Origin of the sequence: Methylobacter sp. (assembly GCF_023227905.1) — a bacterium.
GTDB lineage: Bacteria > Pseudomonadota > Gammaproteobacteria > Methylococcales > Methylomonadaceae > Methylobacter_A.
Genome location: NZ_JALOCF010000010.1, coordinates 63,931 through 86,518, shown reverse-complemented (window position 1 = coordinate 86,518; position 22,588 = coordinate 63,931). Strand labels below are relative to the sequence as shown.

Annotated in this window: 15 protein-coding genes and 1 pseudogene; 6 read left to right on the top strand and 10 right to left on the bottom strand. The window is 53.3% G+C overall.

Annotated features, from left to right (window positions below; translation table 11 throughout):
• Positions 1–215 precede the first annotated feature (215 nt).
• Positions 216–932 carry a YebC/PmpR family DNA-binding transcriptional regulator gene (locus M0R47_RS06355; RefSeq protein WP_292551953.1) on the bottom strand — a complete coding sequence of 239 codons (717 nt, stop codon included), beginning with the start codon at positions 930–932 and terminating at the stop codon, positions 216–218.
• A gap of 162 nt (positions 933–1,094) precedes the next feature.
• Positions 1,095–1,472, bottom strand: coding sequence for a rhodanese-like domain-containing protein (locus tag M0R47_RS06350; RefSeq protein WP_292551950.1), 378 nt, complete (start codon positions 1,470–1,472; stop codon positions 1,095–1,097).
• Positions 1,473–1,749: 277 nt separating this feature from the next.
• Between M0R47_RS06350 and M0R47_RS06345 the strand changes: the two genes are divergently transcribed.
• Together M0R47_RS06345 and M0R47_RS06340 are read left to right on the top strand one after the other, a co-directional pair.
• A complete protein-coding gene (locus M0R47_RS06345) occupies positions 1,750–3,708 on the top strand; it encodes a Clp1/GlmU family protein (protein WP_292551947.1) in 1,959 nt (652 codons plus the stop codon).
• A 345-nt stretch (positions 3,709–4,053) separates the two neighbouring features.
• On the top strand, positions 4,054–5,040 hold the full coding sequence (locus M0R47_RS06340) for a DUF2156 domain-containing protein (protein ID WP_292551945.1): 987 nt from the start codon (positions 4,054–4,056) through the stop codon (positions 5,038–5,040).
• 297 nt (positions 5,041–5,337) lie between these two features.
• On the opposite strand, the gene aspS is transcribed toward M0R47_RS06340, so the two are convergent.
• Positions 5,338–7,095, bottom strand: coding sequence for an aspartate--tRNA ligase (gene aspS / locus M0R47_RS06335; protein WP_292551942.1), 1,758 nt, complete (start codon positions 7,093–7,095; stop codon positions 5,338–5,340).
• Positions 7,096–7,817: 722 nt separating this feature from the next.
• On the opposite strand from aspS, the gene M0R47_RS06330 reads away from it, so the two are divergent.
• The 4 genes from M0R47_RS06330 (at position 7,818) to M0R47_RS06315 (ending at position 14,527) form a co-directional block, all read left to right on the top strand.
• Positions 7,818–8,513 carry a type 1 glutamine amidotransferase domain-containing protein gene (locus tag M0R47_RS06330; RefSeq protein ID WP_292551940.1) on the top strand — a complete coding sequence of 232 codons (696 nt, stop codon included), beginning with the start codon at positions 7,818–7,820 and terminating at the stop codon, positions 8,511–8,513.
• A gap of 418 nt (positions 8,514–8,931) precedes the next feature.
• Complete coding sequence (locus M0R47_RS06325) at positions 8,932–11,808, top strand: AAA family ATPase (protein WP_292551938.1); 2,877 nt, start codon at positions 8,932–8,934, stop codon at positions 11,806–11,808.
• Positions 11,809–11,867: 59 nt separating this feature from the next.
• Positions 11,868–13,700 carry a hypothetical protein gene (locus M0R47_RS06320; RefSeq protein WP_292551936.1) on the top strand — a complete coding sequence of 611 codons (1,833 nt, stop codon included), beginning with the start codon at positions 11,868–11,870 and terminating at the stop codon, positions 13,698–13,700.
• Positions 13,701–14,032: 332 nt separating this feature from the next.
• A complete protein-coding gene (locus M0R47_RS06315; RefSeq protein ID WP_292551933.1) occupies positions 14,033–14,527 on the top strand; it encodes an ATP-binding protein in 495 nt (164 codons plus the stop codon).
• 157 nt (positions 14,528–14,684) lie between these two features.
• Here M0R47_RS06315 and M0R47_RS06310 read toward each other — a convergent pair whose 3' ends face one another.
• From M0R47_RS06310 to M0R47_RS06280, 7 genes and pseudogenes are all read right to left on the bottom strand, one after another.
• Positions 14,685–15,020 (bottom strand): STAS domain-containing protein, encoded by a 336-nt coding sequence (locus M0R47_RS06310; RefSeq protein ID WP_292551931.1) that lies wholly within the window; start codon positions 15,018–15,020, stop codon positions 14,685–14,687.
• 22 nt (positions 15,021–15,042) lie between these two features.
• On the bottom strand, positions 15,043–16,131 hold the full coding sequence (locus M0R47_RS06305; RefSeq protein WP_292551929.1) for an amino acid ABC transporter ATP-binding protein: 1,089 nt from the start codon (positions 16,129–16,131) through the stop codon (positions 15,043–15,045).
• Positions 16,128–19,133 (bottom strand): ABC transporter substrate-binding protein/permease, encoded by a 3,006-nt coding sequence (locus M0R47_RS06300; protein WP_292551925.1) that lies wholly within the window; start codon positions 19,131–19,133, stop codon positions 16,128–16,130. The genes M0R47_RS06305 and M0R47_RS06300 overlap by 4 nt, the downstream gene beginning before the upstream one ends.
• Complete coding sequence (locus M0R47_RS06295) at positions 19,130–21,091, bottom strand: SpoIIE family protein phosphatase (protein ID WP_292551922.1); 1,962 nt, start codon at positions 21,089–21,091, stop codon at positions 19,130–19,132. Before M0R47_RS06295 ends, M0R47_RS06300 begins: the two co-directional genes overlap by 4 nt.
• Positions 21,075–22,103 (bottom strand): ABC transporter substrate-binding protein, encoded by a 1,029-nt coding sequence (locus M0R47_RS06290; protein WP_292551919.1) that lies wholly within the window; start codon positions 22,101–22,103, stop codon positions 21,075–21,077. Before M0R47_RS06290 ends, M0R47_RS06295 begins: the two co-directional genes overlap by 17 nt.
• A gap of 161 nt (positions 22,104–22,264) precedes the next feature.
• Positions 22,265–22,486: an SEL1-like repeat protein gene (locus M0R47_RS06285; protein WP_292551998.1), complete on the bottom strand. Its 222-nt coding sequence runs from the start codon at positions 22,484–22,486 to the stop codon at positions 22,265–22,267.
• 18 nt (positions 22,487–22,504) lie between these two features.
• A pseudogene (locus M0R47_RS06280) lies at positions 22,505–22,585 on the bottom strand (SEL1-like repeat protein); the annotation flags it as partial.
• Between the last annotated feature and the right edge of the window lie 3 nt (positions 22,586–22,588).

Here is a 22,588-nt window from a genome sequence, read left to right as displayed (position 1 = left end):
TTTGGCGCTTGCGCTGGCAGGCGAAGCCTGCACTCCCGCCATTGGCAACTTGCTCAAGTTATTTTGTGCGCGCTCCTAAGTTAATGACATGGTCATGATTGTGGGGGCGACTTCAGCCGCCCAGTCAAACAACAAGCTATTGCTTAATCGGCGACTAAAATCGCCTCCACATCAGCAACTATTTTGTCTAATCCGTTTAACTTAATGGCAGTGCCTTAATACTCGGCATCATGATAAACGTTTTGCACATCGTCCAGATCGTTCAACAAGTCCAAAAACTTTTCAAACATCGGCACATCATCGCCGCTGATAGCGGTAGCGCCTCTGGGCACAAATTGAATTTCATCGACATCAAAATCAATCTCGCCTAACGAATCCGTCAAAGCTTGCTTGGCCTTAAAGTAGTCGGCTTGAGGCGTGAACACGGTGATTTCTCCGTCTTCGTTTTCAATATCGGACACATCCACATCGGCATTGAGTAACGCTTCAAGAACAGCATCTTCGTCATCATTTTTAAACGCCAGGATAGCGGCATGGTCGAACATGTGGCTGACCACGCCTTGAGTGCCGATTTTGCATTTTGTCTTGGTGAAGCACTGGCGCACGTCGCCAAAAGTTCGGTTAGGGTTGTCGGTCAGGCAGTCGACAATCACCATGCAGCCGCCGGGACCGAAGCCTTCATAGCGGGCCGGGGCGAAATCTTCGCCGCCGCCGCCTTTGGCCTTGTCGATCGCTTTTTCAATAACGTGGGTGGGCACCTGGTCTTTCTTGGCTCGCTCGATCAGCCCCCGCAATGCCAAATTTCCAGACGGATCCATGCCTCCCGACTTGGCGCACACATATATTTCACGACCGTATTTGCTGTAGACTTTTGCCTTGGCATCAGACGTCTTGGCCATGGAAACTTTACGATTTTGATAGGCTCTACCCATTTGGCTGTTGCTCCAAAGAAAAATAGGCGGATTTTACACTTAAGCATTTTGCATGGGAAACCTTTTAGACACCTCATCAAGCAAACCCTAGTGATTCCGTTCCGCAGCCGTTATCTGCCTGCAAGGTTTAATTGAGATTAAATTTTTTAGATGACATCGAACTCATTCAAAATCAAATCCAGCCTTTTTCCATGCCTTCGCTCCGCCCTCAAGATTGTATAAGTTACGGTAACCCAAGTCATAAAGAGTCCTTGCCGCAGCATTCCCCATTGGGCCGCCTTCGCAATACAAGTAAATAGGGGTAGCTTTATCTTCGGGCAGCTTGCCCTGGTGTTTCTCGACTTCGTTATAAGGCATAAAAAGGTCGGTGCCTCTTATATGCTTTTGCTCTGGAACATGCACATCCACAAGGAATATATCGGCCTGTTGCATGACTTGATGTAAGTCAGCCGCGCTTATAGGTTTAAGATAGTCCGGCTTTTGAAACGCACAGCCGGTAACGATCAAAATACAAATGATGGGATAGAGTAGCTTTTTCATAACCAACCTCGGAGTCCATAAAACAACTTATCGATAGAAAAATCCCCAGAAAGAATATCAACGCATTCCTGCCGGGCAGCCGCGTGATCCAGTGATTGCTTTAACTGAAAATCACGGTAAATTGAAGAAAAATCATGACTATTCGGCCCGAGTATATTAGCTTTAACAACAGCTAACAACTGCCTAAAACGACCGACCAAACCCTTGGGTTACGTGGTGCGCCGCTGCCCAAGAGATTTCTGCGGTAGCAGCAAACGATCCAGCACAGGTAGCCGCCATGCCCCATCCAGCGCCACTTCCGTTATTGCCCTATTGTCCGTCAAGCCTCGCCGAGCAATTGCTGAGCGGCGGCAAAAAGATTTTATTGTATGGCGAGACCGGCATCGGCAAGTCCACGCTGGTTAGCGAACTTGCTCGAACATTATCCGAAAAAACCCTAACCTGCTCCTGTATCAGCGCCGACCCCGGATCGCCCGGCTTCGGCTTGCCCGGCACCGTATCGCTGGGGCAGTGGCGGGAACCCATCTGGCAAGTACAGGCATTTGAAGCGCTTTGCACCTTGGATGCAGGCCGCTTCCGGCTGCCGCTGCTGTCGGCGGTCAACCGGTTAATGCAAAAGGCCCCGCCTGGATTAATACTGGTCGACGCTCCCGGCGTAACTCGAGGCATTGCAGGCTCGGAATTGCTGACCGGCATGGTCGAACTGCTGGGCATCGATACCGTAGTGGTGCTGAACCGCCAATCAAAACCGCTGCCCTTAATGAACGAGCTGTTGTCGTTGGGCGTCCGCATCCTGCCGATGCATGCCCATCCGGAAGCTTGCCGTCCCGGCCAGAAGACGCGGGCGCACAAACGAACCCATCAATGGCGATCTTATCTCGCTACCGGCAATGAGATAACAATCAGCCTTTCCGATCTTCACTTGGTCGGCTCGCCTCCGCCGATTGATGTCCCGGATACCTGGACCGGCCGCCAATGCGCCTTTATTGATGCCGACCAGACCGTCAGCATCGGCGAAATCATCGCCCTGCAAGACACGAAACTCCACATCCGGCTGCCTGCGGCAGCGGCAACAACCTCGACATTGCTGGTGCGCGATGCCCGTAGCGAAAAAAACGGCCTGCTCGGCAGCGCCGCGCCGTTTGCAGCAAGTAACTTGCAATTTCTGCCGCCGCCCGACGCCATGCCCTACCCGACGACTGATTACAGCGGCGGACCGAGGCCGGCGGCCAAATTACGCGGCCTGTACGCGACGATGATCAATGGCGTCCTCGGCGATCCGTTGCTGCATCTGCGGCTGCATCAGCAGCAACGCAGCCTGCTGTTCGACCTGGGCGATTCGGGCAGATTGCCCACCCGCATAGCCCATCAAGTCAGCGATGTTTTCATCAGCCATGCCCATATCGATCATATCGGCGGCTTCCTGTGGCTGCTGCGCTCCCGTGTCGGCGATTTTCCAAGCTGCCGACTTTTCGGCCCGCCGGGTTTGATCGGCCATATTAAAGGCATGATCGACGGCTTTCTGTGGGATCGCATCGGCGATACCGGGCCGCGCTTTGAAATTGCCGAAATACATGGCGACCGGCTGCTGAGGGCTCGCATTCAGACGGGTTACCGGGATTGCGTTGCTCTCCCCGAAATTCAGATTACCGAAGGGCTGATTGTCGACGATCCGCTGTTTAGCGTCCGCACGGTCACACTGGATCACCACACGCCGGTGCAGGCCTATGCCTTTGAGAGCAAGGCCAAATTCAACGTCGATAATACCGCTCTAAAAACCTTGAATCTAACTGCCGGTCCGTGGCTGAACCAATTAAAGCAGCTTATCGGCGCAGGCGATAGCAAAGCGCTGATCAGGCTGCCCGACCATAGCAGCCGGGAGTCGGGAGAACTAGCCGCCCTGCTCCTGACCGTCACGCCCGGAGAAAAATTGGTCTATGCAACCGACCTTGCCGATACGTCAGCCAACCGCACCGCCCTGACCGCGTTGGCACACAAGGCCGACTTCTTGTTCTGCGAAGCGTCCTTTCTTGAAGCCGATATAGCGCAAGCCCACAGGACCGGCCATCTGACCGCCCGGGCCTGCGGCGAGATCGCAACCTCTGCTGATGTTAAACAACTGGTGCCGTTTCACTTTTCAAGGCGTTACGAAAAAGACCCTGAAGCCGTCTACATGGAAATAAGCGCCGCCTGTTCCCGTGTCATCCTGCCCCAAAAAAATAGCAACGGCGACTAAAGTCGAGTAAGCCATCGTACGAATAGCAATTACTTTGCAAAAAATGTAAATAGCTCTACGCAAAGTTGTTTTTTATCCGGTTGCGTCATACAGAGTTGTTTCTTCCCTTGAACTCCTCCGGCTTTATGAATGTCGTTCGATCATCAGGTAAAACGGCTTCCAAAATGCCATTTCCTGCGCGTATCTCTTCCAGAGAATCCACGCAAAATAATTTCTCATGGACAAGTTTCAAATCGTTTACTGGAAAAATTGGGTGTCGCTTTACATCTGTTCTGTTTCATGGCGCCCTAAACCTCTGCTACTTTCGCTTCTTTCCATGTCGCTATCGAGATTGAGTTTCAAGCTATGACCAAGCCGCTTTCAACCGTCGTAGACCTGGTCCGGCAGTACGGCGGCGTCGTATCGCACGCCGCCCTGGATCCCACGCACAGTACTTTCCGCGCTCCCGGCATTGACGGGCTGATCAGCTATTTGCCGGTATGCCGGTGCGCTGTCGTACAGGGCGATCCGGTCTGCGCGCCGGCGCATAAAGCCCAATTGGCCGACGCCTTTGCCGACTATTGCGCAGACAAAGGCTGGTCCATCTTGTATGTTACTGCCACCGCCGGCATGCAGGCCTACGCCCACGAGCGCGGGTATGTTTCGATGGAGGTTGCCGATTTGTTGGTGGCCGACCCCCAGAATGACCCTGAGGCAGGCCCGGAAGGTCGCCATTTGCGCCAGCACCTCAACCACGCCCGGCGGGCGGAGGTGAAAGTGAGCGAGTACAAGGGAGAACCCGATGCACAGTTTGAAGCAGAGACACAGGCGATGTGCGCATCGTGGCTGCGCGGACGCCATGGGCTGCAAATGTATCTGGGTCGGCCCCGGCTTTTTGATGATCGGGTGGGGCGGCGCTGGTTCATTGCCGAACAGGCTGGCAAGGTGGTCGGCTTTCTCTCCATGCTGAGGGTGGGATGCACTGAGTGCCCGAACCTGATCAACATCGTGTTTTCCTCGCCTGCTGCGCCGCTCTATACCAACGAGCTCATGGTGGCCACGGCCCTGCAGGCACTACGCGAAGAGGGTGTGCGCTCGATCTGCCTGGGGGTCGGGCCGCTGGAAAAGCTGGGGCGGATTGAGGGGTGCGGCGCCACCGCGGAATGGCTGTCCCGTAAGCTTTACTACTTGAGTTCGACCAAGCTAATGCACCAATACGACAAGACCGTGTTTTGGGAAAAATTCCGCGTGGCGCAAAGAGAACCCTTATACCTGCTGTTCCAATCGTCGCCCATCGGACTGCGCGAAATTTACGCCCTGTTACGGGGTCTTCACTTTTCCATGAAAGGGTAAGCCTGAACCACGCGGATCATAGCTTGGTCGGGAGCGGAATTTGGCAGGGTCAATTCGACGGTTCCAAGGGTGCTTGCTGTGCCATGCCTATGGCATCGTTTGCAAGCGTATCGGGCGGTGGCTGTTTCCAGAAGCCGTTGCAGCCGGGATTCAACAAAAGCAGGCAAGTGGCGAGGATAAAACGGGCGAGAGATGAATATGAAGTCATTGCAGGCCAGTATATATAAATACCTGATACGGAGAAAGCGATATGCAGGGACGCCCTCCGCCAACATGCTGAGCTCCAGACAGCGACGGTCAACGCTTTGGGAGCAGCGAAATAGCCAGCTCGGCAAGCCGCTCGTCGCTGATCGTGGAAGGTGAATCGGTCATGGTATCGCGGCCCGAGTTATTCTTCGGAAAGGCAATCACATCCCTGATGGAATCGGAGCCTGCGAACAGCGAACATAGCCGGTCAAAACCCAGTGCGATGCCGCCGTGCGGGGGAGCGCCGTATTCGAAAGCTTCCAGCAGGAAGCCAAACTGCTGTTGTATCTCCTCTTCCGTCAAGCCCAGGCGTTTGAAAATCAGTTCTTGGGTCTGACGATCATGGATGCGTAAGGAACCGCCACCGATTTCCGTACCGTTTATCACCAGGTCATAAGCATTCGCTCTGACTTTGCCAGGATCTGTGTCGAGCATGGCAATATCCTCGTGTTTAGGTAAGGTGAAGGGATGGTGCATTGCGAGGTAACGGCCGGTCTCTTCGCTCCACTCCAGCAGGGGGAAGTCGACCACCCAGAGGGCTGAAAAAGTATTTTTATCCCTGAATCCCAGCTGCTCGCCGATTAACAGTCTCAATTCGCCCAAGGCTTTCCGAGTCTTATCCGCAGGTCCGGCCAGGATCAGTAATAGATCGCCGGGATTGGCCCCGCATTTTTCCAGCCAGGTTTTTACCGAGTCCTCGGCGTAAAACTTGTCGACTGATGATTTCGGTAATCCATCTACAGTGTAATGAGCCCACACCAGCCCATCAGCTCCAAGCTTATGCCTCTTCAGGAATGCCGCAAGTTTGTCGAGCTGGCTGCGAGTATAGTCAGCGTAACCGCCGGGAGCGCAAAACCCGGCCACCCATTCCGCCTCATCGAATAATCCGAATCCCCTGCCCTTCACCTCCTCGTTCAGTTCAACAAACTGCATGCCGTAGCGGGTGTCGGGCTTGTCCGTTCCATAGAGACGCATGGCATCCGCGTAAGTCATGCAGGGGATTTCCGGAAGCTCGACACCTTTAACTGTCGCAAAAAGCTTCCGGATCAGCCCTTCAAACGTGGAAAGAATGTCATCCTGGGTGACAAAAGCCATCTCGCAGTCGAGTTGCGTAAATTCCGGCTGCCGGTCGGCGCGCAGGTCCTCATCCCGAAAACATTTCACGATCTGGAAGTAGCGGTCGAAACCCGCAATCATCAGCAGTTGCTTGAAAAGCTGCGGCGACTGGGGAAGCGAGTAAAACTCCCCCGGATTGATCCGTGAGGGGACAACGAAATCGCGCGCGCCTTCCGGAGTCGGCTTGATCAGAACCGGGGTTTCTACTTCGGTAAAATTCTGGCTGTGGAAATAGGCGCGGGTTTGTCGCGCCAATTGGTCGCGGAGCAAGAGACGCTCCCTGGCCTGCGGCCGCCGCAAGTCGAGATAGCGGTATCTCATTCTAAGCTCGACACCGCCGTCGGTATTATCTTCGATAGTGAAAGGCGGGATTTTCGAGGCATTCAAAACCGTGACAGCGTCAACCTTGAGCTCAATCTCCCCGGTTGGATTTTTTCTATTTTGACTTCCGCGAGCAACCACCACCCCGGACGCCTGGATTACGAATTCGCGCCCCAGCGAACGGGCCTGCTCCAACAACGCAGATTCTGTTTCGCTTCGGTAGAATACAAGTTGGGTAATGCCGTAACGGTCACGGAGGTCGATCCATAACACCCCGCCCCTGTCCCGGTTTTGCTGGACCCAGCCTGTCAGGGTAACGGTCTGGCCGATATGAGACCGGCGCAGTTCGCCGCAGGTATGTGTCCTTAGCATGAAGGATTCCGCCAATTGATAAATCAAGGGTGCCAAAGGACTAATATTTGTTCGACTCTGGCGTTAGCGACAGGTGTCTATAGTCAACACAACGATAACCCAGATTACGCTGTAGTCAAAGGTTCTTAAGTCAGGCGAGAAATCAATGGGATCAGTATTGACAGTAAACCCTTAATTTCCCAGCATCCTCTCTTGAGGTCGAATTCAACCAGCCAAACTTAAATTCATTTGTGTTGCTGGATTATCAGGAAGAAATCGAAAAATTGGCTGAAGCTGTCAATAATAATTGGGGGCAGATTAGATCACAGCGAACCATGGGTAGGGTACGCATGGCGTACCATTTCCAGACCGTTACCTCATTAAAATACCAAAAAGGTACGCCATGCGTACCCTACCCGGCTCGTACGCGATGCGACCCTACCCGGCTGATTTTTTAGTATTTATACGAATTGTGTATTTGACTTAAAGTGTTATGTTTTTTTAGCGGTTAAAATGGTATGGCGCTTTTAAACCATAGATGCCCCTCAGCAGCCGATTGCGGGCATTCGATTTACATTCTGTATTATCCGCAAACTATTTTTATGCGCATTGAAGTGTTAACGCCGCCCATCGCGCCGACTGATAAGTAGGCACGTCCTTACCTTCGCCCAATAGACTGTCTCCACGCTTCCGGCTTAACCGCAGCTATAGTTTCCTAATCGATTGAACAAAGGAGGAACACCATGAATATTCTGATGGTACTGACGTCTCATGACACGCTTGGAAATACAGGGAGGAAAACGGGATTCTGGCTGGAAGAATTCTGCGCTCCTTACTACACGTTCATTGACGCAGGCGCTAACGTTACGCTCGCGTCCCCCAAAGGCGGTGAGCCGCCGCTCGACCCCAAGAGCGACGCACCCGAGGGGCAGACCGACTTTACACGCCGATTTAAGAACGATCCTAAAACGCAGGCCGCACTAGCCGGCACGAAAAAGTTGTCCGACGTGAAAGCGCAGGATTACGACGCGATCTTTTATCCGGGCGGTCACGGTCCGCTGTGGGATCTGGCTGAAGATCCCCTTTCGAAGACCTTGATCGAAACGTTTTACAGCACTGGCAAACCCGTCGCGGCGGTCTGTCATGGTCCTGCCGTATTGCGTCACGCCATGTTTAACGGCGAACCGATTGTGAAGGGGAAACGCGTCACAGGCTTTACAAACTCAGAAGAAGAGGCCGTTCACCTCGCTGAGATAGTGCCGTTTCTGGTCGAGGACGAACTCAAGCGTCTAGGCGGCCACTTCGAAAAGGCCGCCGACTGGCAGAGTTTCGCGATCGCCGATGGCCACCTGATTACCGGGCAGAACCCGGCGTCTTCAACAGCGGCAGCCCAGGAACTCATCAAGCTACTGGCGTCGACTCCGGCAGGCATAAGTTGACCCGCCGGCCTTCCGCAAAGGCAAAACTGTGAGGGAATTAGCCTCTAGGCAATTCGCCGCAATTGCGACCAGCTGTTATCGGCGTTGCGCATTAGTCTGACAGTTTTAAAACATTCGTTTAGATTGAACCTGACATTGATCGTCTCAGTTCGGCCACACCCGGACTGTCAGCCGCTTTGGATTGCGGCCATTCAACAGGCCGCTCCACGTTGAAAGCTGCCAGATCGTCGAAACGTGCTTCTCGACCATTTCAGCCTCGCGGCCTCTCCGGTTAAAGCGGCTGATTTGAAAGGCAAAGCAGACCTATCTTTAACTACGAAAACCAGGGCAATTTAATACTGAGAAATTTGCGAAACACTCGCCAACACTGGCGTTCAGAGGCTAAATATCCTGCATAAACGACGCTGTTGAGTTATTATTGTCGGACTGCAACCGCATCGCCGAGCCGTCAGAACAACAAGAAATGAATTTGAACAATTTCCAGCCGTTGAAGGCCCGCTGGCCCCAGTTGCACCAACACGCTGCATTCGCAGAGAAATACGCGCACACTGATCCACACACCGTCGCAGTAAAGCTTCGCTGCTTCGCGGAAGCACTGGTTGGCATTCTATACAGAGAACTGAGACTGCCAAGCGAGCCTACCGACGGCTTTTTCGAAAAACTCAAATCCCCCTATTTCCAGGAAGCTGTTGGCGAATCCGTACTTCAGAAACTTCACGCTCTGCGCATACTCGGCAATAAAGCCGCACATGGCTGCTCGATGGACGCGCAGACGTCCCTTCCTCTGATTGAGGAGGCATACCTTCTCGCGCAGTGGTTCTGCAAAACCTACAGCGAAGATTTTCTCGAACCCTATCCGCCCTACATCCCCCCAGTCAAGCCGTCGGAAGGCGATTCAGCTCCCGACAAGAGGGCAAAATTGCTTGCATCGCAACTGGCCGCCGCCAAGGAGGAGCTGAGCCGCTTGGAGGCTTCCGAGAATGCCGTGCAAGCCAAGATCGCCGGCCTAAGCCAAACGCTCGACGAAGCAAAGCTTCTCAACTTCAAGAACGCTTCCACCAAGGCCTCCAGGACAATCGACTTCAAGCCCGCGAACACGCGCAGGTTGATAAGCATTCATGACGCTTTCGCGGAATATGACTTGACCGACGGACAAGCAGAACTCGTCAACCGACTCGAACGGTTCCTTGATGGCAGAACGGAAAGCGTTTTTCTCCTCAAAGGCTACGCTGGCACAGGCAAAACTTTCATCACCAAGGGCCTGACTGAGTATTTCCGCGCTATTGGACGCAATTACGTTCTCGCCGCACCGACAGGCAAGGCTTCCAAGGTGATCGCAAGCAAGACTAAATCAACCGCATACACGATTCACAAGACCATCTACTCGTTCGACGATATCGCCGAGTATCGCGACGACGACACCGACGGAACCGAGACCTACAAGTTCTACGCCCAACTTGCGGTCAACAGCCTCTCGGCCGACACGGTCTATATCGTGGATGAAGCCTCCATGATTCCGGACATCTATCAAGAGGCCGAGTTTTTCCGATTCGGAACGGGATACCTGCTTGCGGACTTCCTGAAATTCGTAAACCTGGATCACAACGATCACAGCAAGAAGGTGATTTTCATCGGCGACGACGCTCAACTGCCGCCGGTCGGAATGAATTTCTCACCCGCATTGGATGCTGACTACCTATACCGCGAACATCACGTGCGCTCGATTGGGTACGAGTTGTCAGAGGTTGTCCGACAGAAATCGGAAAGCGGCGTAATTGCAAACGCTGTCCCGCTCAGAAAGGCTTTGCGCGCGAAGTCTTTCAACCACTTGGTTTTTGATTTCAGCCATCCCGACGTTCATAAGGTCGAGCACCAGGATCTGATGTCTCGCTACCTTGAATCATGCGGAGACAAGATAAACGGAGAGTCGATAGTAATCGCTCATTCGAACTCTGATGTCGGGGATTACAACCGCCGAATTCGTGAGCACTTTTTCCCTGGCTGCTCGGAAGTGACGGCGGGAGACAAGGTGATGGCCGTCTCTAACAGCGACGCATACGGGATATTTATCTCGAACGGCGATTTTGGCTTGATACGACAGGTGCTCTCGGCCGCCCAGAAGCGTACCGTTAAACTGCAAAGGAAAAACCCCGCTTCACAAGCCGCGGAGGAAATACCCATTTCCCTGATTTTCAGGGATGTCGTGGTCGGTTTCAAAGATCTCGATGGCGCTTCTCACTTTTTCCAAGCCAAAATCATTGAGGATCTGCTCTACAGCAAAGAGCCGTCGCTCTCATCCGACCAGAACAAAGCTCTGTATCTCGATTTCTGCATACGGAACCCCGACTTAAAAAGGGAAAGTGCGGAGTTCAAGCATGCTTTGAGAAGCGATCCGTATTTTAACGCCTTGAGACTCAAGTTCGGCTACGCAGTTACTTGCCACAAAGCCCAGGGCAGCGAATGGAACAATGTGTTCGTTAAATGCAAGAGCCACCAGAGTCAACTTACGACCGACTATTTTCGCTGGCTTTACACCGCGATAACACGCACTGCTAAAAAACTCTATCTGCTCGACCCGCCGAACCTGCAACCGTGGAGCGGCATCCAAATAGTAGCGACCGCAGCTTTGGAGATGCTTGGGGCCGCAAACATTTCGGAAGCCCCTCGCTCAGTCCCCGCACCTTGTCCTTGTCCGACGTCATCCCAAGCTCCAACAGCACTGGATTCAGATACATTCGACATACCCGAGAGTGCTACGATCCTTCTCTCGATGCTTGCTGAGGTTCGCAAGCTGATCGACGGTAAGGGCATCACCATCGAGGACGTGCTCCACAACGAGTGGCAGGAGTCTTACCACTTCAGGCGCGGGACCGAATCGGCCCGCGTGAACATCTCCTATACGAGCAGGAACAAGATTTCCGCCGTCGTTTCTCACGGTCTCGGTGGCCTGGGCTCCGAGCTGGCAGACCTACTCTCCCCGCTCAAAGGCCGGCCGCTTCTCGCCGGCCGAGGCTCGGCGGTCGCGGATGCGTCATTCCCCAAGCAGTTCCTTAACGACTTCCACGAGAAGCTTCTCGTGCTTTGCGGCGCGAGCGGCATCACGGTCGAAAATGTCGTGGAGCAGCAATGGTGCCAGCGCTACAGCTTCGCCAAGGACGGCGCGGTCGCCGTGTACGACATCTGGTACAACGGCAGGGACCAGTTCGCCAAGTGCCAGCCAGTGATAACCGCTTGTTCTCCTGGACCTCTGGCAGGCACAATCGGGCGGCTACTTACAGAGGGTATTCGGCTGTGATTACCAGGTATGAGGTATTTGCCAAACGCAGGGAAGGCGCCATCGACGAGGCATACCAGATGGCCTTGGAACTCATGGGCTATCCGAATGCGGACGATTGGGACAGAAAAGCCTTCTGCTGGTGCCTTATTGATATTATCAAGCGGGACGCCAACAACGAGAACCTAGAGAATCTGGCCCATTTTCGCAGGCAATTGGAAAGCATCGAAGCCGACCCTTCGGACGAGTATCTCGCAAAAGGGATACGCAACGCCCTAACTCTGTACAACCCTGGCGGAAAGGAAATCAGCCAAGCCAAAGACCTGAGCAAAGCTGGCCGACACGCGGAGGCAGTTGCTAAATACAGAAAGGCTCTGGCCGCTGCCCCCCCAGACAGGGATACTCAGACTGGATTTGGTTGGGAGTTGTACAAGCACACCAAGGAGTTAATGGCAGCCGAAAACGTCAACATCGGAGCCGTCAAACGGAGCCTGAACGACTATCTCAAACTGGACATCGAGAAGCCGTCTCTACTGCATGCCTGCGTTCTCCAGCTTGCCTCCAAACTGGCCGGCGAAGACAAATTCAATATGCTTGTTTTTTCCCGGTTGTGGAATCTGGAATATCTGCGCCCAGAGGATTTTGAGCGCTACCACGCGGAGGACGACAGGGAATACCCATCCTTGGCCGAAAAGGTCATCCAGCAGGCTGGCAAGGAAGCCGCCGCATCCGACGACGCTCGAGAGCAGGAATATATCCTCCCTCACATTGGTGCGGCAATTGAGCGGTTTCCAGACAATGTCTGGCTCAAACTTGACAAGGCGAAGGTGCTTCTCTCCCTAGACATGCATGACGAGGCTTTGGCCTTCGGACTCGCCGTAGCCAAGGCAAAATCGAACGACTACTGGGCTTGGGGCTTGCTGGGGGACATCGTTTTGTGGACAGACAAGGAAGCCGCCCTAGGCTGCTATTGCAAAGCACTTTCCTGCCCTGCCGAGGACAAATTCACTGGAAAAATCAGGATAAAGGTCGCCCAGCACATGCTGGAAAGCAACGATTTTTCCGCCGCAAAACTCGAAATCGAAACCGTCATGCGCTCGAAGCAGAGCGAAGGGCACAAATTTCCCGAAGCGGCAGCCGAAATCGCCTCACAGCCCTGGTTTACAGAAACTCCGGCCGCCTCGTCCAACCGCGATTACTACAAATCCCGCTCCCCAGCCGCCGAAGCCCTGCTATTCGGCGATTTGCCTTGGATCGAAGCCTGCATCGGCGAGAAATTCACTGTTCCGGGCAAAGAGGGCAAACCGAAACGGACGATATTCCTCAAAACATCCTCTATCCCAACGAAGACAAGCATCCCGGAGTCTAAACTCGGACGCAGAAAATTGGTTCCGGGCGACGCGATAAGAGTGAAGGGCGAGTTCGACGACAACCAGCGTTTCAAAATTTTCGTTCTCGACGACAGGGAGTCCGAATCAAGCTGGGATGTGTTCCCCGAGACAATCGGCGTTGTCGATCACGTGAACCGCGAAAAGAGCGTCCTGCACTTCATCGTCGGCCGCGAGATTGACGGGGTCATCCCTCTTTCCGAGTTAGCCGAATCCTTCTCCGAAGGGGATTCAATTGCTTTGAGGCTCTCCAGGTTCACCTCAAAACACGGCCCTGCACACCGGGTCCATCAGGCTTGGGCGTCGGAAAAACAGCCGAGCGAACACGTCATGAAGCAGTTCTGCGAGGAAGTGCGCCTGTCCAACGGGATGGGTTTCACGACAAGCGATATATTCATCGCCCCCCCGTTAGTGGCTGAGCATCAAATCGAGGATAGCCAGAAAATATCCGGCACGGCTTTGATCAGTTTCAACAAGAAGAAGGGCAACTGGGGATGGAGAGCAATCTCCATTGCTCACGATTGACGAACCGACAATCACATTACCAGAGGACGGCGGGTTAGCTATACATTGCCGCCTGTCACACCTCATCTGAGCAATGGCCGCAATGGCCGACATGTTGCGGGTCAAAAGTTGTGATGAGAGAGCGCTCCTATCCGTAACCAGCCATTGAACCCTTGACGGCGCGAAGGTTGGCTCAGGGTCGAATTCATCCAGTCAAACCCAAATTCATTTAGTACCCATTTTTGAAACCGATCATATGAGCCGTCGATAAAATTTGGTGATACCATTAGTTTATGATCCTTGAGCGCCTTGAAGTCTTCAAACAGGCAGCCAATTCTAATGGACCCATCAATATGGCCGAATCCAGCAAACCTACCCAGATTAAAAATGCCCAATTCAAGAAATCCCGTCTTGCTGGGCATGATGCGAAGGTGTTGCTGGATTATCAGGTGCCCGCACGGCTCGAAGAAATCGAAAAATTGGCTGAGGCTGTCAATATGGCCCTACTCGACCGCGATCTGGCTTTCTCTGTCAACTTGTGTCTGGATGAGTTGATAACAAATACCATTGTTCACGGCCTCAAGGGCGCTGCTGGCCGTTTCATACACGTTCAGATAAACATGTCGAACGAATGGCTGGAAATTCTGCTGAAGGATGACGCGCCCCGGTTCGATCCCTTCATGCAGGCCCCGGTGCCCAACCTCGACCTGGATGTTAGCGAGCGCCCTATCGGCGGACTTGGGGTTCATATCGTGAAAAAGCTGATGGATGAGGTTCATGCCGATTACGATGGCACCGGCAATTTAATTGTCTTGCTCAAGCGTTTGCATCATCAAGTTACAATGTAAAAACTTTCAGTAACTAGTCACCCCTACCCGATGCTCGCTCCTATAAAGTTCAAAGCAAGCTTTGAACTCCGGCAGTCACGCTTTCCGGAATCCAAAGCTCGCTTTGGAATTGGCGTTGCGATTAACAGAGGTGTGAGCAGCTGCAATTTTGATTCACTCAGGCAATCGCGGCGAGCGCTTCGGCGACGGAATTTTCGATTTTGAATACCGAGCAGAAACCGCACATATCGAATACCGAACGCACGTTGCCCTTGACGTTCGCCAGACAAGATTGCCCGCCTTTTGCATTCAGCAGCTTGGCCATCAGCAACAGGCCGCGCAAACCGGCGCTGCTGATGTAGTCCACCTGGTCAAAATCGACCACGATGCGGCTATTGCCGCTATCGATCAATTCCCGGATGCTTTTTTCAAATTCCGGCGCAGTAACGGCGTCCAGTCTGCCGCTAAGCGTGACCACGATGGCGTTGCCTTCTGTTCTGGTGTGCAAATCCATGGTTGTTGTTCCTCATCGGAGATTATTTTTTAATGAGGAATTGTAATCTGTTTTTGCCGTTGATCCACTGGTAATCAATGCTTTCGGTCAAATTCCTGATGATCATCAAACCCAGCTCGTCGTCCAAGCTTTCGCTTTCGATCGGATTGGCCTGCTCCCCGGTGCTTTCGCAGATCAGCTCAAGGCGGTCGTTCTTTTCCGAATAGGTGATGGTCATATCCAGAACGATGGGGCCCAGGTACGGCGCATAGATTTGCAGCAACTCTTCCACCAGCAGCAGCAAGTTGTTTCGGGTTTTCTTCGGCAGGATTTGCTTTTCGCAAAAAGCCTCTATTTCAGCATTGATGGCATACAGGTCGTAATCCGGCGAGCTGATGCGGCGGGTGTAGCTGAGAATCCGGTTGATGAAAGCCCGGGTCTTTTCCTTTTGCGGATGTTCAAAAATCTGCTCCGGCGTCCCTTCTTCGTAAATCAAGCCCTCGTCCATGTACAACACCCGGTTGGATACATCCCGGGCAAAGTCCATTTCATGGGTGACTATCGCCATGGTCATACCCTCCCTGGCGAGGCGGCGGATGACCGAAAGCACTTCCCTGATCATGGTCGGGTCCAGCGCCGAAGTCGGCTCATCAAACAGGATGATGTCCGGCTCCATAGCCAGGCAGCGGGCAATCGCCACACGCTGTTGCTGGCCGCCGGAAAGCTCGTCCGGGTAACTGTCGGCTTTCTCGGCAAGTCCGACCAAGCGCAGCAGTTCCAGGGCTTTCGCCTGAGCGTCCTGCTCGCTGATCCCTTGCAGCTTGATCGGCCCGAGGGTCAGGTTTTCCATCACCGACAAATGCGAAAAAAGGTTGAACGACTGAAACACCATGTTCATCTTCTGGCGTATTTTGGCGACATCGGTTTTTTTATCCAGAATGTCTTCGCCATTAATGTAAATCGAGCCGCCGCTCGGAACTTCGAGCAGGTTCAGGCAGCGCAGCAAAGTGCTCTTGCCGGTGCCGGACGGGCCGATGATGGTGACGACCTCGCCGGTTTTTATCTCGGTGCTGATGTCCTTCAGCACGACCAGGTCGCCGAATTTTTTTGACAGATGCTCAATCTTGATCATGACTTGGCCGCCTTGCGCCGTTTGTATTTCGGGTCGGTCATCCGTTCAAGATATTCCAGTCCCAGCATCAGAATCCACGCGATCACAAAGTACAAAATCGCGACCATGACCAGCGGAAAGAACGCGTCGAAGGTGCGGCTGCGAATGATGTCGCTGGCCTTGGTCAGATCCTGGACCGCGATGTAGCCGACGATGGAGGTCATCTTGACCAAGGAGATGAATTCCCCCTTGTAGACCGGCAAAATGCGTTGCACGGTCTGCGGCAACACGATGTACACGAAGGTCTTGAACTTGGTAAAACCCATCGCGATGCCGGCCTCGATCTGGCCTCTGCCGATCCCCTCGATGCCGGACCTGAAAATCTCAGATACGTAGGCGGCAAAATTCATCCCGAACGCGATAATCGCCACCAGCACCGGATTGATGTCTATCGAGGCGAAGACGACATAGAAAATCAGCATCAACAGCACCAGCACCGGCATGCCGCGAAGAATGTTAATATAAATTCTGGCAGGCAGGTTTAGCACCGTTCTGCTCGACATCCGCATAAAACAGATCAGCGCGCCCAGCAACGTACCGAGCAGCGTCGCGAATATCGAGATAATCACCGTCGTTTTCAGCCCGTCCCAGATCAGCAGGTAGCGGTTTTCCTGGATGATGTTGCTGCGGAAACTGTCGGCTACATTGGCGAAGAAAGCAGGCGGTTCCATTGCTATGCTTGGCTCTACCTCATCATGGGCTGCCAAATTCTTCCCGAGGGCAAATACGTTGGTGCCCATCTGGTAATAAGGCTCGGAGAAATTGATCTGTTCTTCCCGCTCTTCCGTCACATAGATGGCGCTGGAAATTAGATCGACTTTGCCGGTAGATACTGCAGCGATCAAACTGCCGAAATCCATGTTCGCAAACTTGACCTCTTTGCCCAAATACGCCGCGAATCGTTCACAAAGCTCAATATCGAACCCGACCAGCCGGTTATCTTTGATTGCGGTAAAAGGCAGCCCGGCATCGCTGACCCCGGCAACAATCACGCCATGGGTTTTGGCGTTTTTTATGACCGGCATGCGCATATCGCCCTGTTCCATCCAGCGTTGGATCATGTCCCTGTGAACGCCGTTTTGCTTGATCTCGGCTAAAAATCGGTTGAACTGATCCCTAAGTTCAGGATTGTCTTTTTTGAAGCCGACGCCTACGTCAAAGGTGAACAGGGAATCGCCTAATAATCCGAAGCTGTCGTCCTGACGCATGATCTCGCGCAAGGGCTCGGCGTCGAACAGCGCGGCATCGACCTTGCCGGTCTTGACCGCCAGGGCGACATCGGAAGGGGATTTATATTGCAGGATCGTTGCCTCAGGAAAATGTTTGGTGGCATAGGTGTCGTGGGCGGAGCCGACCAGCACGCCGATGCGCTTGTCTTTCAAGTCTGCGACGGAGGCAAGCTTTGCGTCCTGCTTTTTAGCTGCTGAATCCTGCGCTGGCAGCCGTCTCACCAGCGCTGAAATGTCATTTTCAACATAGGCAAGTGAGAACAGTACCAGTTTCTTGCGTTCTTCCGTGACATTGAAGTTCGACAGCGCAAAATCGATCTTGCCTGACTGCAACGCGGGGATCAGCCCTTCAAAATTCATGTCGATAATCTCGATCTTTTTGCCGAGACGCTGACCAATCAGCTGGCCCAGCTCGATATCCAAACCGGTCAGTTTGCCATCCGCCTGGAATGAAAAAGGCTCGATGGTGGCGCAAGTCCCCATTCTCAGAACATCCTTACTCGGGTTGCCGTTGATTGGCGGCATCTGCGGCGTAGTCGTATATTTTGTATCGATCCATTTGCTTCTCAGTTTTTTCAGCATGCCTTCCTGTTTCAGTTCGGATAGCACGTTGTTTATCCCGGCAAGCAACGCGGTATTGTCTTTCCTGATCGCGGCGGCCACTTCAAGCTTGTCGACCGGTTGATCCAGAATGACCAGCTCCGGATTTTTCTCGGCAAGATTAAGCAGCACGCTTTTGTCATAGACAAAGGCATCCGCTTTGCGCGCCTTGAGCGCAAGGGCGGCATCCGCTGAGGCGACAAACACTTGAAAGCTTGCATTCGGAAAGTGTTTGCGGGCCGCCAAGTCTCCGGCGGAACCGCCTAACACGGCGACTCTTTTACCGTCGATATCCTCCAGCTTTGCAACCTCGTTATCACTACTGACTGGAGCGCTTGTAGGCGTTGCCGCAGCGTTTTTCCTGACCAGCATGACTTGGGCGTTGGCGTAATAGGGTGCCGTAAAATCGACATATTTTTTGCGCTCATCGGTTGCCGTCATGCCGGTGACGATCAGGTCAACCTTGCCCGATTGCAGTGCCGGGACCAGCGCCATAAATTTCATGTTAAAAAATTCGACCGGCCTGTTGAGTTTGGCGCCGATAATGCGCGCCAGCTCGCCGTCATGCCCGGTTACCCTGCCGTTTTGATCGACGAAACTGAACGGCTCGCGTGTGGCGCTGACGCCTATTTTTAGCGGTGTGCCTTCTGTGGGAAGAATGATGTTCATTTCTTCGTAAGGGCTCAAATCCGTCTTGAACCAGCGTTTTTTCATCGATTCCAGCGTGCCGTCGCTTTTCAGCTCGGCGATGATCCGGTTCAATGCGGCCAGCAGTTCGTCATTGCCTTTTTTGACCGCAATCGCGGTGTCTTCGTAATCTAATGGCTCGGACAGCAGTCCCAATTGTTGATTTTTCTTGGAAACCTGAAGCGCCGCCGGGAATGCGGTCACGATCGCATCCAGTTGCCCTGAGTTCATCGCGGCGACGGCATCCATAATATCGTCGAAACTTTTGACCTGCGCTTTCGGGAATCTTTTGATAGTGAGCGCCTCTCCGGTTGAGCCGGTCATCACGCCGATTCTGGCATTCTTTGCATCATCAAGGTTGGCAATGACGATTTCAGTTTTTCTACAGCCGGCCATCACCGCGATTGTCGCCAGCATAATCAGCATTAACAACGCCGTTTTTTTCATGTCCCCTTCCCTACCTGTTCCATGCCGGCGTTATCCGTCGTCATTTTTATCGCCAGCATGGTGATGTCGTCTGATTGTGGGGCGCCGCTGGCATAATGCGTCACCTCAGAGCTGATGTAATGGATCAGGTTTGCAAGACCCTCTTGGGGCGCGGCTTGCAATGCTTTCAGCAACCGCTCCTCACCGTATAACTCGTCCTCCGGACTCTTTGCCTCGGTCACGCCATCGGTATAAAGAAAGAGGATGCCTTCCTTCTCCAGCGTGAAGCGTTCAGTCGCATAGGCGGTTTCAGCCATGGCGCCCAACATTAATCCCGGCTTCAAGCTAAGGTAACGCACACCCGCTGAGTCAATGATAAGCGGTGGATTGTGCCCGGCATTGGCAAAACGCACGTCGCCGGTCGTGATATCGAGAATCGCGCAGAACACCGTTGTAAACATGCAGGTTTCATTGTCCGAGGCGAGAATCCTATTGACGGAGTTCAGCATCTTGTCCGGTTCGCCAAGCCGCTGGCCTTCGGTTTTCAGCAGGGTTTTAGCCACCATCATGTACAGCGCGGCGGGAACCCCCTTGTCGGAAACGTCAGCAATCAGGAAACACAGGTTCTTCTCGTCAATGAAAAAGAAGTCGTAAAAGTCGCCCCCAACCTCTTTGGCCGGCACCATTGATGCGTAGATATCAAACTCGGGATGATCGGGAAAAGGCGGAAAGATGCGCGGCAACAGGCTGGCCTGAATATTGGTCGCAACCTTGAGCTCGCTCTGGATGCGTTCCTTGGCGGCGGTGGTTTCGGTCAGGTTCTTGATGTATTCCTTGAGCGACGCCTGCATGGCCTGAAAGTCGCGGGTAAGAATGCCCACTTCGTCGTTCGAGCGTACCGTTGGCAATGCCACATCGAAGTTGCCGGAAGCAATCTGATCGGTTGCCGCCGTCAGTATTTGCAGCGGCCTGATGATGGCCCTGGCAATGCCGATGACCGCCAGGGTCAATAGCAATATGCCGCCAAAACCCATCGCCGCCATGGTCATGCTCAATTTCCTGACGTTTTCCAGAAGCTCCGCCTCGGGAAAGACCACGGCAAGCGTCCAGCCGGTCGAAGGAATCGGCGCGTAATACATCCAGCTCGTGAAACCGACCAGGCTCTGGTAGTGGACGAAGCCGGACTCGCCCCGGATCATTTTTCTGCCCAGTTCCCGCAGGTAAGAATCCTGACGCGCTTCCGCTATGCTGAAAAACGTTTCATTCATGATCGCGTCTTTCATCGGGTGGGCCAGTATCACCCCGTTGCGGGTAAGCAGCGCTGCATAGCCGGTCTTGAGTATCTTGACCGAGGAGATGAGTTCCGTCAGGGCCTCGAGGGAAATGTCTGAACCGACAATGCCCTGGAGTTGTTTCGTGCCATTGCTTTCCTTGTAAAAGGGTAGCGAACAGGTCGATATCAGGATATTGCCGGCACCTTCATCGAAGTAGGGCTCGCTCCATTCGAGTTTGCCCAGCTCGCGCGGGATCTGGTACCAATCCCAATACGGGTAAGGGTAGTCGATATAGGATTCATCCAGTCGGCTAAAGGCGATCTTTCCTTTTTCCCGGTAATAATAAGGCGCATACAAGGACTGTTTGGCATTAGAGGCATAAGGCTCAAAGGCGATGAACGAGCCGTAAATTTCCGGATTGCTCTCGACGGTCTTTCTGAGCAAGACATGCTGTTGCTGATCCGTATAGCTGCCTGTCTCCAGTGAGCGGGCTAAGCCTTCCGTCACTTTGGTAACTGCCGTCAGTTGCGTCTCTACCTTATTGACCAGCGACAGGGCAAGGTTGCGCGCATTGCTTTCCAGCTCGTCTTGCAGAATGACGCGGGACCGGTAGTAGTTATAGCCGAGCGTTACGGCAAAGATGACTGCGCTGAAGAGCGCAATGACCAGAACAAGCCTGACGACGATGCTATTTTTTCTGAGCATCGGCTCTCCAGGCAAAGGCGCTGTAATCGGGATAGCTGCGAATCAGGCCGTTGCTTTGCATGGCATGGCCTACGGCCTTGTAATCCTGCTCCATAAGATAGCCGAGCCTTGCTTGCGAATCGACCGGCATCATCAAGTCTCTCATTCGTTCCAGCATCCATTTCTGGTGCATCCTGTTGGCCGGCAATTTGGCTTCGCGCATGTATTTGATGACAATATCCAGCGCCTCGTCGGGATGATCAAAGGCATGACGCCATCCCTCCAGCGATGCGTCAACAAAGGCTGCCGCCAGCGCAGGATCTTTTTGGACAGTTTTTTCCATCGTGTAAATCCCGTCCTCCGGGAAATTCATGCCTTGATCGCTGAGGAAAATGGTGTTCAATTCTTCTGGATCGACGCCGGAATTGAGGATCGTGTGATACTCGTTGAACCACATCGCGGATGCGACATCGATGCCGCCGCGCAGAAAGAGGTTCACGGTCTGGGACTGGCGCACGACTCGAACCTTGATGCCGTGCCTGGCAAAAAGCGTGCGGGGCGGTATCGATACGTCGCCTTCCCACAAGCCCACCTTTTTGCCATCCATGTCATTAATGGTCTTAATGCCGGCTGTCTTTTTTGAAATCAGCATGACCGACGAACGCTGGACAATCTGGGCCAGGTTAACCAGCTCGGTACCCGCCGCGCGATGCTGTAGCGCGGTCGTCAGCCAAAGAATGGCAAAATCGACATCGCCTTTTTTCAGGGCTTCAGCGGGGGAACATCCGGGCCCTGCCCTGAGAATTTTAAGGTCAATCCCATGCCGGGCATAGATTCCCTTGTCGAGAGCTACATAATATCCGGCAAACTGGGCTTGCGGACTCCACATCGGCATCAGGGACGCGTTTTTTAGCGGAGTTTCGGCGGCATAAACAGGAAGCGCAACGGCACAGCTTATAATCAGTACAAATATCAATGCGGTGATCGAACGCCGCTTTTGCCGAGGGCAATTCTTAGACTGCATCTTGCCCATGATCACTCTTGTGCGCTGTTCCTGACAAAGGCCTGATCCACCAAAAATCACAGCCAACAAAGCGAATCACAATAGAAACCATATGACAAAATCCCTTGAAGTTTGTCTCAACATAAAAAAGGTCTGGAGAGTGGGCAACTGCGTTTTGATGCTATTTAAAATTATTGCGTAATTTGCGGGTGCGTCGCTATCCATTCACGGACGAGCTTTTTCCCTTCTTCGGTTTGCGACGGCGTTAATACTTTAACCAGGCTGTCCCGCGCCTCGACTGCTTTTTCTAGTCCTTGAGCAGCGGCGAGTTCTGTCCACATATAAGCTTGAGCGTAGTCCTGCGGCACGCCTGTTCCGTTGAAATACATCTGGCCGAGGTTGAACTGCCCTATTGCTTCGCCTTGGTCAGCGGCCTGAAGAAACCAAAACGCGGCCTGTTTATTATCTTGCGCGACACCCTTGCCGTTGGCAACCATCACGCCGAGATTGTTTTG

Bases quoted from the DNA above. Each gene is read 5' to 3' on its own strand.
- M0R47_RS06340 (WP_292551945.1), top strand. From the start codon at position 4,054: ATGACCAAGCCGCTTTCAACCGTCGTAGACCTGGTCCGGCAGTACGGC.
- M0R47_RS06310 (WP_292551931.1), bottom strand. From the start codon at position 15,020: ATGGATTTGCACACCAGAACAGAAGGCAACGCCATCGTGGTCACGCTT.
- M0R47_RS06295 (WP_292551922.1), bottom strand. From the start codon at position 21,091: ATGCTCAGAAAAAATAGCATCGTCGTCAGGCTTGTTCTGGTCATTGCG.
- M0R47_RS06350 (WP_292551950.1), bottom strand. From the start codon at position 1,472: ATGAAAAAGCTACTCTATCCCATCATTTGTATTTTGATCGTTACCGGC.
- M0R47_RS06320 (WP_292551936.1), top strand. From the start codon at position 11,868: ATGGCCTTGGAACTCATGGGCTATCCGAATGCGGACGATTGGGACAGA.
- M0R47_RS06290 (WP_292551919.1), bottom strand. From the start codon at position 22,103: ATGGGCAAGATGCAGTCTAAGAATTGCCCTCGGCAAAAGCGGCGTTCG.
- M0R47_RS06300 (WP_292551925.1), bottom strand. From the start codon at position 19,133: ATGAAAAAAACGGCGTTGTTAATGCTGATTATGCTGGCGACAATCGCG.
- M0R47_RS06355 (WP_292551953.1), bottom strand. From the start codon at position 932: ATGGGTAGAGCCTATCAAAATCGTAAAGTTTCCATGGCCAAGACGTCT.
- aspS (WP_292551942.1), bottom strand. From the start codon at position 7,095: ATGCTAAGGACACATACCTGCGGCGAACTGCGCCGGTCTCATATCGGC.
- M0R47_RS06305 (WP_292551929.1), bottom strand. From the start codon at position 16,131: ATGATCAAGATTGAGCATCTGTCAAAAAAATTCGGCGACCTGGTCGTG.
- M0R47_RS06330 (WP_292551940.1), top strand. From the start codon at position 7,818: ATGAATATTCTGATGGTACTGACGTCTCATGACACGCTTGGAAATACA.
- M0R47_RS06345 (WP_292551947.1), top strand. From the start codon at position 1,750: ATGCCCCATCCAGCGCCACTTCCGTTATTGCCCTATTGTCCGTCAAGC.
- M0R47_RS06315 (WP_292551933.1), top strand. From the start codon at position 14,033: ATGGCCGAATCCAGCAAACCTACCCAGATTAAAAATGCCCAATTCAAG.